This is a genomic window from Leeia aquatica, assembly GCF_012641365.1.
GTDB classification, from domain to species: domain Bacteria; phylum Pseudomonadota; class Gammaproteobacteria; order Burkholderiales; family Leeiaceae; genus Leeia; species Leeia aquatica.
In genome coordinates this window covers 139818-151957 of sequence record NZ_JABAIM010000002.1, presented here as the reverse complement: position 1 = coordinate 151957, position 12140 = coordinate 139818, and the positions used below count along the sequence as shown (strand labels likewise).

Annotated in this window: 13 protein-coding genes; 7 read left to right on the top strand and 6 right to left on the bottom strand. The window is 60.6% G+C overall.

Features of this window, described 5'->3' with window-relative positions; all coding sequences use genetic code 11:
- Positions 1-22 precede the first annotated feature (22 nt).
- Entirely contained in the window at positions 23-931 is a 909-nt protein-coding gene (locus tag HF682_RS09805; protein ID WP_168877120.1) for an alpha/beta fold hydrolase, read from the top strand.
- On the opposite strand, the gene HF682_RS09800 is transcribed toward HF682_RS09805, so the two are convergent.
- Positions 914-1594: a hypothetical protein gene (locus HF682_RS09800; RefSeq protein WP_168877119.1), complete on the bottom strand. Its 681-nt coding sequence runs from the start codon at positions 1592-1594 to the stop codon at positions 914-916. The genes HF682_RS09805 and HF682_RS09800 overlap by 18 nt on opposite strands.
- 37 nt (positions 1595-1631) lie before the next feature.
- On the opposite strand from HF682_RS09800, the gene HF682_RS09795 reads away from it, so the two are divergent.
- Positions 1632-2432: a substrate-binding periplasmic protein gene (locus HF682_RS09795; RefSeq protein ID WP_168877118.1), complete on the top strand. Its 801-nt coding sequence runs from the start codon at positions 1632-1634 to the stop codon at positions 2430-2432.
- 52 nt (positions 2433-2484) lie between these two features.
- Here the strand turns inward: HF682_RS09795 and recN are convergent, their stop codons facing one another.
- Both recN and HF682_RS09785 read right to left on the bottom strand, forming a co-directional pair.
- Positions 2485-4143, bottom strand: a complete 1659-nt coding sequence (gene recN, locus HF682_RS09790; RefSeq protein ID WP_168877117.1) for a DNA repair protein RecN — start codon at positions 4141-4143, stop codon at positions 2485-2487.
- A 10-nt stretch (positions 4144-4153) separates the two neighbouring features.
- Positions 4154-5029, bottom strand: coding sequence for an NAD kinase (locus HF682_RS09785; RefSeq protein WP_168877116.1), 876 nt, complete (start codon positions 5027-5029; stop codon positions 4154-4156).
- A gap of 98 nt (positions 5030-5127) precedes the next feature.
- Between HF682_RS09785 and hrcA the strand changes: the two genes are divergently transcribed.
- Together hrcA and hemH are read left to right on the top strand one after the other, a co-directional pair.
- Complete coding sequence (gene hrcA / locus HF682_RS09780; protein ID WP_168877115.1) at positions 5128-6147, top strand: heat-inducible transcriptional repressor HrcA; 1020 nt, start codon at positions 5128-5130, stop codon at positions 6145-6147.
- 44 nt (positions 6148-6191) lie between these two features.
- On the top strand, positions 6192-7286 hold the full coding sequence (gene hemH, locus HF682_RS09775; protein WP_168877114.1) for a ferrochelatase: 1095 nt from the start codon (positions 6192-6194) through the stop codon (positions 7284-7286).
- 4 nt (positions 7287-7290) lie between these two features.
- Here hemH and HF682_RS09770 read toward each other — a convergent pair whose 3' ends face one another.
- From HF682_RS09770 to HF682_RS09760, 3 genes are read right to left on the bottom strand one after another with little or no spacing between them, the layout of a single operon-like run.
- Complete coding sequence (locus HF682_RS09770) at positions 7291-7656, bottom strand: antibiotic biosynthesis monooxygenase family protein (RefSeq protein ID WP_168877113.1); 366 nt, start codon at positions 7654-7656, stop codon at positions 7291-7293.
- 10 nt (positions 7657-7666) lie between these two features.
- The gene (locus tag HF682_RS09765; RefSeq protein ID WP_168877112.1) at positions 7667-8536 is read right to left on the bottom strand and encodes a DMT family transporter; all 870 of its coding nucleotides are present in this window, start codon (positions 8534-8536) and stop codon (positions 7667-7669) included.
- A 39-nt stretch (positions 8537-8575) separates the two neighbouring features.
- The gene (locus tag HF682_RS09760) at positions 8576-9271 is read right to left on the bottom strand and encodes a CTP synthase C-terminal region-related (seleno)protein (RefSeq protein ID WP_168877111.1); all 696 of its coding nucleotides are present in this window, start codon (positions 9269-9271) and stop codon (positions 8576-8578) included.
- A gap of 115 nt (positions 9272-9386) precedes the next feature.
- On the opposite strand from HF682_RS09760, the gene HF682_RS09755 reads away from it, so the two are divergent.
- From HF682_RS09755 to HF682_RS09745, 3 genes are all read left to right on the top strand, one after another.
- Positions 9387-10343, top strand: a complete 957-nt coding sequence (locus HF682_RS09755) for a LysR family transcriptional regulator (RefSeq protein ID WP_308418720.1) — start codon at positions 9387-9389, stop codon at positions 10341-10343.
- Between the two features lie 48 nt (positions 10344-10391).
- Entirely contained in the window at positions 10392-10991 is a 600-nt protein-coding gene (locus HF682_RS09750) for a TetR/AcrR family transcriptional regulator (protein ID WP_168877110.1), read from the top strand.
- A gap of 274 nt (positions 10992-11265) precedes the next feature.
- Positions 11266-12099, top strand: coding sequence for an alpha/beta fold hydrolase (locus HF682_RS09745; protein ID WP_168877109.1), 834 nt, complete (start codon positions 11266-11268; stop codon positions 12097-12099).
- Positions 12100-12140 lie beyond the last annotated feature (41 nt).

The following is a 12140-nucleotide window of genomic DNA, read 5'->3' as shown; positions in this document are numbered from 1 at the left end:
CATCCTGCTTACCATGCCAATCATGGAAACTTATTCTCTACGGCGTGTGCCACAGCTTTCAACGTTTGACGGGGCAGGGCTGCCGCTGACCTTGCGCCGCTGGGGTGACGCCGACAAACCCTTGGTGGTGATGCTGCATGGCTGGATGGATGCGGCCGCGACCTTCCAGTTCCTGGTCGATGCCCTGCCGGACGATCTGTTCCAGCGTTACAGCTGGCTGGCGCTGGACTGGCGCGGCTTTGGCCGCAGCGGGCGTAGTCCGCGCAGCTATTTCTTCCCCGATTACCTGGCTGATCTGGATGCGCTACTGGCCGCCTATAGCCCGAGCCAGCCGGTGGTGTTGCTGGGGCACAGCATGGGCGGCATGGTGGCCGGGCTGTATGCTGGGGTTCGACCTGAGCGGGTGAGCCAGCTGATTTCGCTGGAGGGGTTTGGCCTGCCGGACAGCGACCCTACCCAGGCCCCGAAACGGCTGCAGCAATGGCTGGACGGTTTGCGTGCGCCACCGGTACATCATCCGATGGTGGACCAGGACGCACTGGTCAAGAAGCTGCAAAAGCAGCATCCTCGTTTGATGGCAGATCAAGCGGCCTATCTGGCTGCAGAGCTGGGTGAGCCCACGGCTGGCGGAGCATACGCCTTGCTGGCTGACCCAGCCCATCGACTGGTCAACCCGGTGCTATACCGGCTGGCGGAGGCCGAAGCCTGCTGGCGCAATACGCAAGCGCCGGTGCTGTGGCTGTATGGCAGTGATCGCTGGGTGTTTGATTTCCTGAAAGAGGATGACACCGCGTTTGCCTGGCGTTGCCGTCATGTGCCGCAGCTGCAGTGTGTGGAGATCCAGGATGCAGGGCATATGCTGCACTGGGAGCAGCCGCAGCACGTGGCCTTGGCCTTGCAGCATTTCCTGGAGTCAAGCCGGGGGGGCTGATGGGTCCGGGGTGTCTCCACCCGGTGTATTATCCATCCAGTACGGGAAGTATTCCCGGATCAGGTTCAGGAAGGAGCGCTGGGTCTGGGCGCGGGGCATCAGCAGCAGCATGGCATTGACCCCGGCCCGGTAGGTGGCCGGATTCACGGGCTGGTGCTGCAGAATGAAGTGCAGTGCACGCAGAAAACGGTCCCGCAGATCCAGAACGTGCTCTTCATCACCCGGCGGCGTGGTGTCAGCCAGATATTGGGTCAAGCTGGGAATCTCCCGCTCCTCCCAGCCATCACTGTCCATGGCTTCAAACAACTGGATCAAACTGCCGCTGGACTGCAGCAGGATTGGTTGCAAGGCAAAGCCATCACCGGCGGCCAGCGCCATCACCGTTTCCAGATCCCCCATCCAGAACGGGAAAAATTCACGGGCGACAGACACCAGAAAAGGCCGGGATTCATCGCTGGCCATCTTGGCCAGTACCTGATCCACCGCATGACGGTAGGCCACACTGTCATCGCGAACCTGATCCAGTGCCAGCAGCAGATAACGCAGGAAGTGCTTGCGCTGGTTGATGCTGGCTGTACTGGCCCCGCGCTGGCGCAGCAGCTTCAGGTAGGCGGGGAGCGCCTCGGGACCGCTTTGCAGATCGGCAGCAGCTGTAATGGGCATGGGCTGGCAACGTGTCCAAGGTGTACTACAGTAAACTATGGTCAAGCTCAACCGACAAGTCAAGACAAAGGCCCGCAGGGGTTATCTGCTGCTTGTGCTGCTGTTCAGCAGCTTGCACATCCATGCAGAAGAGATCCGCATTGCCATCAATGATGTCGATAACAGCCCGTACATGGTAGGGTCGGGCTCAGCCTTGTCGTCCCCGCCCGGCATTGCGGTAGAGCTGGCCAATACGGTTGCGGCGGATATCGGGGTGACCCTCAGCTGGCAACGCCTGCCCAGCAAGCGTTTGTTGCTGGACCTGAAAGAGGGGCGGATAGACGCCATCCTCATGCTGTCCTATAGCGATGAGCGCGCCCGAGACTATGCATACCCGCTGAACAAAGCGGGTCAGCTGGATGACAGTCGGCGCATCGGCTACCTCTCTTATGCCTTGTATCGTCAGAAAGGCAGCCCGGTGCAGTGGGACGGCAAGCAGTTTCTCAATCTGACCGGAGCGGTAGGAGCCAATACCGGCTACTCGGTGGTGGATATGTTGAAGCAATTGGGCGCTACGGTGGATGAGGCCAAGGAAACCACGCAAAACTTTGGCAAATTGGCGCTTGGACGGGTGCAGCTGGTTGCCGCACAGGAAGTGATGGGGGATTATCTGCTGTCAGAGCGCCGTTTTCCCTCAGCGGAAAAATTGCCGGTGCTCCTGAGTGGAAAGTCTTACTTCACGGTGTTCAGCAAAGCGTTTGCAGCTCGCAAGCCGGAGCTGATGGAGCGTTTCTGGCAGCGGCTGTCTGGAATCCGGGATGCCAAAACCCGTAGCCTGTTACCTGCGTACCTGGATTAACCCCTGTGGCTGCATGGCACCTATCCCTGAGCAAAGGTAGCCACATCCTTCTTCAAGGCTGGGCCAGCAATTCCTGAGCGTGCTGGCGTGTGGTATCCGTAATCTGGGCACCACCCAGCATGCGGGCGATTTCTTCCGTGCGTGTCTGCCCGTCCAGCACCGTAATTCGGCTGCGTAGCACGCCGGATTCCAGCCCTTTGCTGACCTGCCAGTGCTGATGCCCGCACGCGGCCACCTGCGGCAGGTGAGTAATCGACAACACCTGATGACGTTCGCCCAGCTGACGCAGCAAACGGCCCACAATATCGGCAACCCGCCCGCCAATGCCGACATCAACCTCGTCGAAAATCAGGGTCGGCACGGCCGCGACCGTGGTCATCGCCACCTGAATGGCAAGGCTGACGCGGGAGAGCTCGCCCCCCGATGCAATGCGCGCCAGCGACTGTGCGGGCGCATCGTGATGGCTGATGCGGTATTCGATGCTCTCCGTGCCAGATGCGCCAGGTGTGGTCAGCGTTTGTAGCGCAACACTGAAGCGACTGCTGGCCATGGCCAATTGCGCCAGCGTATCGCTGACGGCGAGTCCCAGTTGCTCAGCCGCTTGCTCCCGCATGCGGCGCAATTGTGCAGCGTGCTGCTGGTAGTCCCGCTCGGCCTCCTGTACGCGCTGCCGCAACCCGTCCTGGTCCGACAGGCTGAGCAGTTTCAGACGTTGCTGCTGCGCGCTGTGCAAGGCGGCATGCAATTCGGCAGGCTCCAGCTTCAGTTTGCGTGCGGTGGCATACAGATTGGCCAGCTGCTGATCCAGTGCCGCCAGTTCGGCGGGGTCCAGATCGGTACGGTTGCCATAATGGCGCAGGCTGTAAGCGGCTTCCTGCAACTGGATGGTGGCACTGTCCAGCAGGTCAGCCGCTTCCATCAGGGCGGGGTCAATCTTTGCCAGCTCTCGGATGTGCTCAGCCAGATGGTGCAGCGGCGGCAACATGGCCTGCTCACTCTCCATCAGCAGGGACACGCCATTTTGTGCGCCCTCCAGCAGGCTGGCGGCATGGCTGAGCCGGGCATGATCTTGCAGTAATTGCTGCAAGGCGTCCGGGGGCAAGGCCACCGGGCTTAATTCCTGGATCTGCCAGTCCAGCCGGGCCAGGGTTTGTTCCCGCTCTGCGTGCTGCCGGTCGGCATCCTGCAGGGTTTGCAAGGCCTGCTGCCACTGCTGCCAACTTGTACGTACGACTTGCACCTGAGCCTCAGCACCAGCATAGGCGTCCAGCAGGCTACGTTGGGTATCGGCCCGTAGCAGCGATTGATGGGCGTGCTGACCATGAATGTCGATCAGTTGCTCGCCCAGCTCGCGCAGTTGCTGCACGGTGGCACTGATACCGTTGATAAACGCGCGACTTTTACCTTGTCTGTCCAGCGTGCGACGCAGCAACAACGGCTCTCCGGGCTCGTTTGCCAATTCCTGAGATGCCAGCCAAGTCTGGACTTCCGGCAGCTGGCTGAGGTCAAACTCGGCGCTCAGGTCAGCCTTGTCACAACCCCGCCGTACCAGCGTACTGTCCGCGCGGCCGCCCAGCAACAACCCCAGCGCATCAATCAGCAGCGATTTGCCGGCCCCCGTTTCCCCGGTGAGCACGGTAAAACCGCTGGAGAAGGTCAGCTCCAGCTGGTCGACAATCACAAAGTCACGGATGGTCAGCAGGGTCAGCATGAATACAGGCTCAGAGCAGTTGTTCGCCCCAGTGCAGCTTCTGGCGCAAGACATCGTAGTAGTTGTAGCCCAGCGGGTGTAGCAGGGTCAGGGCGCGTTCTGATCGGCGGATCAAGACCCGGTCGGTTTCCTGCAGGTCGACATGGAACTGCCCATCGAAATGGACCCGGCTCTCAAAGCCCCGCAGCAGCACAAACTCAATCTCGGCCCGGTCGCTCACGGCGATCGGTCGGTTACTCATGGATTGCGGGCAAATCGGCACCAGTGCCAGCGCAGGTACAGAAGGGTGCAGTATGGGGCCGCCAGCGGCCAGCGCATAGGCGGTGGACCCGGTCGGTGTCGACACAATCAGGCCATCGGAGCGCTGGCTGTAGACAAACTGGTTGTCGATGAAGATCTCAAACTCGATCATGGCCCCAAGTGCGCCACGGCTGAACACCACATCGTTGAAAGCGCTGCCGCTGGCGATGACGGCACCATCACGCATCACGGTGGTTTCCAGCAGCATGCGCTCTTCGGGTACAAAGCGGCCTTCCAGCATGCCCTGAATCACAGAGAGCATGCGGTCCAGCGGAACATCGGTCATAAAGCCGAGCCGGCCCTGGTTGACCCCGATGATGGGTACTTCGTATCCGGCCAGCAGACGGGCGATACCTAGCAGAGTGCCATCGCCACCAATCACAATCGCCAGGTCTACCTGGCTGCCAATGGCATCCCGCTTTAGCAGTGGAAAGTCGTGCGCGTGGCCGGTGGGGACGGCTTCACCATCCAGATAGACGGCCAGACCTTGCTCGCGCAGGAATTCGGCCAATTGCAGGACCGACACCAGAACATCCGGTGTGCGGCGGCGTCCAATGATGGCAATGCGCGGGAACAGTTTGTTCATGCCGGCATTAAAGCACAAGCCGGGGAGGGCGACCAGCGCTTGTCATGGTCGCCCGGGCGGGGGTGACCACGGCCCGAAGTTTGTGGTAAATAGAAAGCATGCTGAATCCTCGTGCCCAATTGCTGCTGAAGACCCTGGTTGAACGTTATATCGCTGACGGTCAGCCGGTGGGCTCCCGCACCTTGCTGCAGCTGTCCGGGCTGGATCTCAGCCCGGCGTCAGTGCGCAATGTCATGGCACAGCTGGAGGAGCTGGGCTTCATTGCCAGCCCGCATACCTCGGCAGGCAGGATACCCACGACCTTGGGCTACCGCTATTTTGTGGACACCCTGATGACGGTCAGCTCGGAGTCCGGCGAGGTATTGCGCCAGCAACTGGCATCGCAACTGCACCCGGATAGCCCGCAGCGCCTGATGAATACCACCTCGCAGTTGCTGTCGGAATTGACCCGCTTTGCGGGTGTGGTGGTGACCCCCAAGCGCAAGAATCTGGCGATTCGCCATATTGAATTCCTGCGAATGAGCCCGCAGCGGGTGCTGCTGATCCTCGTCGCCACCGATGGCAGCGTACAGAATCGCTTTCTGCAAACCGACCGCGACTACTCGGCGGCTGAATTGACCGAGGCCGCCAATTTCCTTAATCAGCACTATGCTGGCTGTACCTTTCTGGTGATGCGTGCCCGCTTGCAGCAGGAGCTGCAGCAGTTGCAAAGTGATATGACCGCATTGATGAGTACGGCATTGGCAGTTGGCGAGGCTGCGCTGGCGGAGGAAGAGGAAGAGGTGGTGCTGTCTGGAGAAGGTAATCTGCTGTCCAGTTCCGACTTGGGCGGCAATCTGGAGCAGATGCGCCGGTTATTCCAGGTGTTTGAGCAAAAAACCGTCTTGCTGCAATTGCTGGATGTCAGCCAGCGCGCGCAAGGCGTGCAGATTTTCATCGGCGGTGAGTCCGGCCTGTTGCCACTGGACGATTGCTCGGTGGTGGCGTCACCCTATGAGATTGATGGTGAAGTGGTCGGCACCCTCGGCGTGATCGGGCCGACCCGTATGGCTTATGAGCGGGTGATCCCGATCGTGGATGTCACCGCCAAGCTGTTATCCAATGCCCTGTCAGGCTGAGTGCGCTTGCGACAGCCTGAGTTGTCCCCTTACTGAAAGTGACCATGTCCTACCCGATCGCCGAACCTGCCTTTCAGCACCAGAACGTTGCCCGTGTCGGGGTGTTGCTGGTTAACCTGGGCACGCCGGAGGCCCCCACGCCCAAGGCGCTGCGTCCCTATTTGCGGCAATTCCTGTCGGATCGACGGGTCATCGAGATTCCACGCCCGGTCTGGTGGTTGATCCTCAACGCCTTCATTCTGCCATTCCGCCCACGCAAATCGGCGGAGAAGTACGCCACCATCTGGACCCCGGAAGGCTCACCCCTGAAGCTGCACACCGAGAAGCAGGCCAAGTTGCTGAAAGGCCTGCTGGGTGACCGACTGGGAGATCATGTGATGGTGGGCTGGGCCATGCGCTATGGCAAGCCGGCGGTGGCCGATGTCCTGGCCGAGATGAAGGCCAAGGGCTGTGACCGCATCCTGCTGCTGCCCATGTACCCGCAATACGCGGCGAGCAGTGTGGGGTCTGCCATGGACGAAGTGTTCCGTGCCTTGCAAGGCATGCGCAACCCGCCTGAGCTGCGGGTGATCAAGCATTTTCATGATGAACCTGCCTATATCGAGGCGCTGGCAGACAAGATACGGCGGCATTGGGCGTTGAATGGGCGGGGTGACCACCTGCTGCTGAGTTTCCATGGTGTGCCGCGTTTCACGCTGGACAAGGGCGATCCCTACCATTGCGAATGCCTCAAGACCGGGCGGTTGTTGCGTGAAGCGCTGGGTTTGCCCACCGAGCAGGTGACGGTGGCTTTCCAGTCCCGCTTTGGCAAGGCAGAGTGGCTAAAGCCCTACGTGGTCGATAGCCTGAAGAAGCTGGGCAAGGCCAAGGTCGGCAAGCTGGATGTGATCTGCCCTGGCTTTGTGGCGGACTGCCTGGAAACCCTGGAAGAAATTGCCATGGAAGGCAAGGCCACTTTCCTGTCAGCGGGGGGCGGCGAATTCCGCTACATCCCGTGCCTGAATGAGGACGCGCCTTTTATTGCGGCGCTGGCCGGTCTGGCTGAGCGCCACATGCAAGGTTGGGATCTGGCCAAACCCGATCCCGCCGTGCTGGAGCAGCGGCGGCTACAGGCCAAGGCAGCAGGCGCCGAGGCCTGAGCGTTCAGCGAAGGGGCGCCAGCACCCCATCGGCTTGGCGGGCGAAGCCATAGGCCCGTTCCACCTTGCACACCCGGGTGGCCATTACTTCGTACCATTTCTGTTTGCCCAGCTCACGGGCGATGACATGCTCAGCCTGCTCTCGCCAGGCCTGGATGCTGGCTTCATCCTGCCAATAGGACACCGTGATGCCAAAACGGTCATCGCCCCGCACGGACTCTACCCCCAGATAACCCGGTTGCTGCGCGGCCAGCGCCACCATGCGGCTGGCCATTGCGGCATAACCTTCGTCACCCTCGTGACGTACGGAACTGAAAATGACCGCGTAGTAAGGGGGCTCAGGCAGGCGGGCGACGGGATCGTGTGGCATGGACTTTCCTTTATTTGCGCAGCATCAGTACGTTGCCAGACAGGCACAGGGCCATGCCGAAAAAGGCAGACAGATGCCACTGATAGTCTTCAAAAAAGGTGGACAGCAGCAGCGCCACCAGCGGGATCAACACCCCGGCGTAAGAGGCTTTGGCAGGACCAATGCGCGCAATCAGCGTCAAGTAAGCGCCAAAAGCCAGCACTGAGCCAAAAAAGGCCAGATAGAGCAGGGACGACACATAAGGTACGGTCAACGGGATACTGGGCACATGCCCCTGCAGCAGGCTGACCAGCAGCATGGTGCCCGCGCCATAGGCCATGCTGACAGCGTTGCCCGACATCACGCCCATATTGTCGCGGGCATTGCGCGCCGATAGCAGATTGCCCGCGCTGGCAAACAAGGCCGCCAGAAGCCCCAGTCCTATCCCCTGCAGGGTTTTGGCGTCGCCGCGCAGGCTTTGCAGCTCCGGCAGAAAGACCAATGCCACCCCAAGCATGCCCAGTAACGCCCCACCTGCTGAGCGACGGGTGATGGGGATCTGGAAGAAAACGCGGCTGCCGAGCAGATTGACGCCAATGATGGCGGTAAACAGCACCGCCACCAGGCCGGAGCTGATGTGCATCTCGGCCAGATAGATCAGTGCATAGTTGATGCCATACTGGCACAGGCCCAGCAGGAGCAGCCAGCCATGCTGCTGCAGCGTGAAGCGGACCGGCAACTTGCGCCACCCTAGCCACAGCCAGAGCATCAGGCTGGCCAGCCCAAAGCGCCAGGCCAGCGAAACGGTGACCGGCACCGTACCCAGCTGGAAGGTAATGGCAATCCAGGTGGAGCCCCAGATCAGAATGGTGGACAAATAGAGTTGCCAGGTTTGCATCATTTTCTTTCATGATCCGGCGGCACAGGCCGCCGGGGTAGATCAGCGTTGCTGCATGGCATGAACCAGACCCGCAACAGGTGGGGGCAGGATGCCTTGCAATGCGCTACGTTCAGGCTGGAACAGGCTGGCAATGAAGTAGGGGTGGCCCTGCAGCTCAATGGCACGTACCTCGCCCGCATCGTCGTGCCCCACGGCACGCAGGGGGCCCTGTTGCAAATGCGCGGTCAGGCGTGGGCTCGGCCCATAATTGCAGCGGAAGCCTTCTTCAATCCGGGTGCGACCGTATAGTCGGGCCAACTGGCTGTTTTCTGACAGCATGATGCCAGCTTTGACATCAATCAGGCTACAGCTGAGGCGGCTGATGACCGCGTGGGGCGAATCCGGGTCGATCTCGGCATGGGTCGCCTCGGCCCAGCCCAGCACATGGCGTGCGTACTCCAGCAAGGCGTGCTGGAAGCCGCCACAACTGCCCAGAAACGGGATGTGCTGTTCTCTGGCGGTGCGGATGGCCAGCAAGGCACCCGCTTCACTGCGATAGGGGCTGCCGGGCACGCACCAGATACCATGAAAATCATTGAACAGCGCGGGATGATCAATCTCATCGGTAGTCAGCCAGTGCGACTGGATGTCGTGGCCACTGTCCTCCGCGGCCAGCTGCAAGGCCACGGGGATGGCCTGATGGGCCGTGATGTCTGGTGAATAGTCGCCTACAAGGGCAACCCTCAACGTTTTCATGGGGATTTCCTGTCTGGTCTGGTTCAAGGGATGGCGACGTCGCAGGGAGGCATTCTGGCGGGCTGGGCGCGCCGGAGCAAACGGAATATACTGTTACACTGCATAAATTTTATTCATGAAAATGGCTCAATCCCCACTCGAGCTGCGCCACTTGCGCACCTTGCTGACGCTGGCGCGTACCGGCAGCCTGACAGACACCGCACGGGAACTGCACCTGACCCAGTCCGCCATTTCTTATCAGATCAAGGCGCTGGAGGCGCATTACGGCTGTGCCCTGTTTGCCCGCAAATCGGCGCCACCCCGGTTTTCTCCCGCGGGGCAACGACTGTTGCAGCTGGCCAGACAAATGCAGCAGGCACAGGCCGAGGCGGAGCAGGACCTGCAAAGGATTGTCCGTGCGGAGGCTGGGCAACTGCGCATCAGTGTGGCCTGTCATTCCTCATTTGACTGGCTGCTGCCCGCCAACGAGGGATTCCGCGAGCGTTGGCCCGATGTGTCACTGGATTTCCTGCTGGGTTGGCAGGCGGAGCCGGTGGCCCTGCTGCGCGAGCACAAGGCGGACCTGGTCATTCTGTCTGAGCCGATCCAGCCGCAGGATGTGGTGCTGCACCCCCTGTTTTCCTTTGAGATTGTTGCGGTACTGCCCAAGGCGCATCCCTTGCTGCAGCGGGCGGTACTGGAACCGCAGGACTTTATCGGCGAAACCCTGATCAGCTACCCGCTGCCCGACCATCGGCTGGATCTGGTACACAAGGTGCTGCGCCCGGCCGGGATTGAGATGCGACGTCGCACGGTGGAGCTGACGGCGGCCATCATCCAGCTGGTGGCATTGCGGCAGGGTGTGGCGGCGCTGCCAGCATGGAGTGTCAGTGACTATGCGGGCAAGGGCTATGTGGAAACCCGGCGCATTACACCGGAAGGTTTGCGTTGCGACCTGTTTGCAGCCACCCGGGCGGCGCAGGCAGATGAGCCCTTTGTGCAGGATTTCCTGCAGGAGATCCGCCAGACAGCGGCGGATCGCCGCGGCATGATGGCTTTGCCTACGCAGCAGCAGGAGATGCAAGGCACTTGAAAAGTCCGAACGATCGTGCTAAAAATGGTAGCGTAAACAGGATGCAGCATGGGTAAAGGCGAACAAACCAAGGCATTGATCATACACACCGCGAGGCAGGTGGCCAGTGAAGTCGGGCTGGACAGCCTGACCATTGGAGATCTGGCGGTGCGCATGGGCATGTCGAAAAGCGGCCTGTTTGGTCACTTTGGCTCCCGTGAGGAGCTGCAGCGCGAAGTTATGGCGGCGACCGCGCAGGTGTTTGCGGAAACGGTGGTGAAGCCAGCACTGAAGTTGCCTCGCGGGCTGGTGCGCTTGCGGGCCATGTTTGAAGGCTGGCTGGACTATGAGACCTCCTTGCCCGGCGGTTGCCTGATTGCCGCCGCCGTGTTTGAGTTTGACAGTAAGCCCGGCATGGTGCGCGACGCGGTGTTTGAGCATCAGCGGAACTGGCAGGGCTTTCTGGAAAAGGCCGCACAACTGGCCGTGGAGACGGGCGAGCTGCCTGCAGATACGGCCATCGGGGAGCTGGCTTTCATGTTGCTGGGGATTGTGTACTCCAGCTATGTGTATCGAGGCTTTGAACCGGCCGATCAAGTACGTCGCCGGATCATGCGGAGTTTCGAGCATTTGCTGCACCATCCGCCCCGGCAGGACAAGGCGGACTGAGCGTGTAAGAACCAGTTTATGGTCTGCTGCACGACGGCGATACGGCGTTGAAAACCACTTCGGAATGCTCATTTACACCCAGTAAACTCCGCTTCCTCAGTCGTTTTCGCCTTGTCTCCCCCTCGCTCGCGAGACCATAAACAGGTTCTAAGAGAGGCTATACCCAGCCTCGTTGACTGTGTGTCACCAAGGAGTTGTCATGCCATCACTAGAGATTGCAGTACGCCCAAATAAAAGCACGAACGTACGTGCTGATTCATGGGTGATGAGCTGGATGCGCAGAGTGGTCCCCTGGCTGAGTGGGCACTACCCGGATTACATGAGCCGCTGGGCATTGCGGCAATTCACCACACCGCCCAAACCCCAGGAAACGGCAACACAACGCCAATGGCGTGCCAAGGCCGAGGTGATTCCGCTGTGGCATGAGCAAAGTCGCTGGTTGAATACCCCACAACGGGGCGGGCAGTTGCTCCGCTGGGGGCAGGGTGAGCGAAAAATCCTGCTGGTACATGGCTGGGGTGGCTGGGCGACACAATTTGCGGCCTGGTTGCCGCCATTGCTGGCCAGTGGCTGTCAGGTGCTGGCGCTGGACATGCCGGGGCATGGTGAAGCGCCCAAGCGCCAGGTCACCCTGTTTGATTTCATGGCTGCGCTGCGGCTGGTGGAGCGGCTGATCGGGCCGGTAGATGCCGCATCGGGTCACTCGCTGGGGGCCTCCGCCTTGACCCTGACGGCAGCGGAAGGATGGTCCGCCGGGCGACTGGTCATGCTGGCGGCAGCAGAGAACATTGAGACGGCACCTCGCCAGTTTGCGCGTATGGTGGCGTTGCCAGACAACATCCGCCTCAACATGCAAGAAGCGATGGCGCAGCGGCATGGTGTGTCGTGGCAAGAACTGGATGGTCGACTCATTGCGCACAATGCCCGTTATCCTGCTTTGGTCATTCATGATCGCCAGGACAAGGAAATCCCGTACGAACAAGGGGTGCAGTTGGCTGCTCGCTGGCCCGGCGCGCAACTGGTGACCACTGAAGGGTTGGGCCACCGCCGTATCTTGCAAGACAAGGGCGTGATGCAACAGGCCATTGATTTCATGCTGTTGGACTAGCAAGGTGTCGCCAAGCCTCGGAACGGCGTCTACACTTGCAG

What these genes read in the sequence shown, in the direction of transcription:
- HF682_RS09805 (WP_168877120.1), top strand. Translation starts at nt 23, where the DNA reads ATGGAAACTTATTCTCTACGGCGTGTGCCACAGCTTTCAACGTTTGAC.
- HF682_RS09800 (WP_168877119.1), bottom strand. Translation starts at nt 1,594, where the DNA reads ATGCCCATTACAGCTGCTGCCGATCTGCAAAGCGGTCCCGAGGCGCTC.
- HF682_RS09795 (WP_168877118.1), top strand. Translation starts at nt 1,632, where the DNA reads ATGGTCAAGCTCAACCGACAAGTCAAGACAAAGGCCCGCAGGGGTTAT.
- recN (WP_168877117.1), bottom strand. Translation starts at nt 4,143, where the DNA reads ATGCTGACCCTGCTGACCATCCGTGACTTTGTGATTGTCGACCAGCTG.
- HF682_RS09785 (WP_168877116.1), bottom strand. Translation starts at nt 5,029, where the DNA reads ATGAACAAACTGTTCCCGCGCATTGCCATCATTGGACGCCGCCGCACA.
- hrcA (WP_168877115.1), top strand. Translation starts at nt 5,128, where the DNA reads ATGCTGAATCCTCGTGCCCAATTGCTGCTGAAGACCCTGGTTGAACGT.
- hemH (WP_168877114.1), top strand. Translation starts at nt 6,192, where the DNA reads ATGTCCTACCCGATCGCCGAACCTGCCTTTCAGCACCAGAACGTTGCC.
- HF682_RS09770 (WP_168877113.1), bottom strand. Translation starts at nt 7,656, where the DNA reads ATGCCACACGATCCCGTCGCCCGCCTGCCTGAGCCCCCTTACTACGCG.
- HF682_RS09765 (WP_168877112.1), bottom strand. Translation starts at nt 8,536, where the DNA reads ATGATGCAAACCTGGCAACTCTATTTGTCCACCATTCTGATCTGGGGC.
- HF682_RS09760 (WP_168877111.1), bottom strand. Translation starts at nt 9,271, where the DNA reads ATGAAAACGTTGAGGGTTGCCCTTGTAGGCGACTATTCACCAGACATC.
- HF682_RS09755 (WP_308418720.1), top strand. Translation starts at nt 9,387, where the DNA reads ATGAAAATGGCTCAATCCCCACTCGAGCTGCGCCACTTGCGCACCTTG.
- HF682_RS09750 (WP_168877110.1), top strand. Translation starts at nt 10,392, where the DNA reads ATGGGTAAAGGCGAACAAACCAAGGCATTGATCATACACACCGCGAGG.
- HF682_RS09745 (WP_168877109.1), top strand. Translation starts at nt 11,266, where the DNA reads ATGCGCAGAGTGGTCCCCTGGCTGAGTGGGCACTACCCGGATTACATG.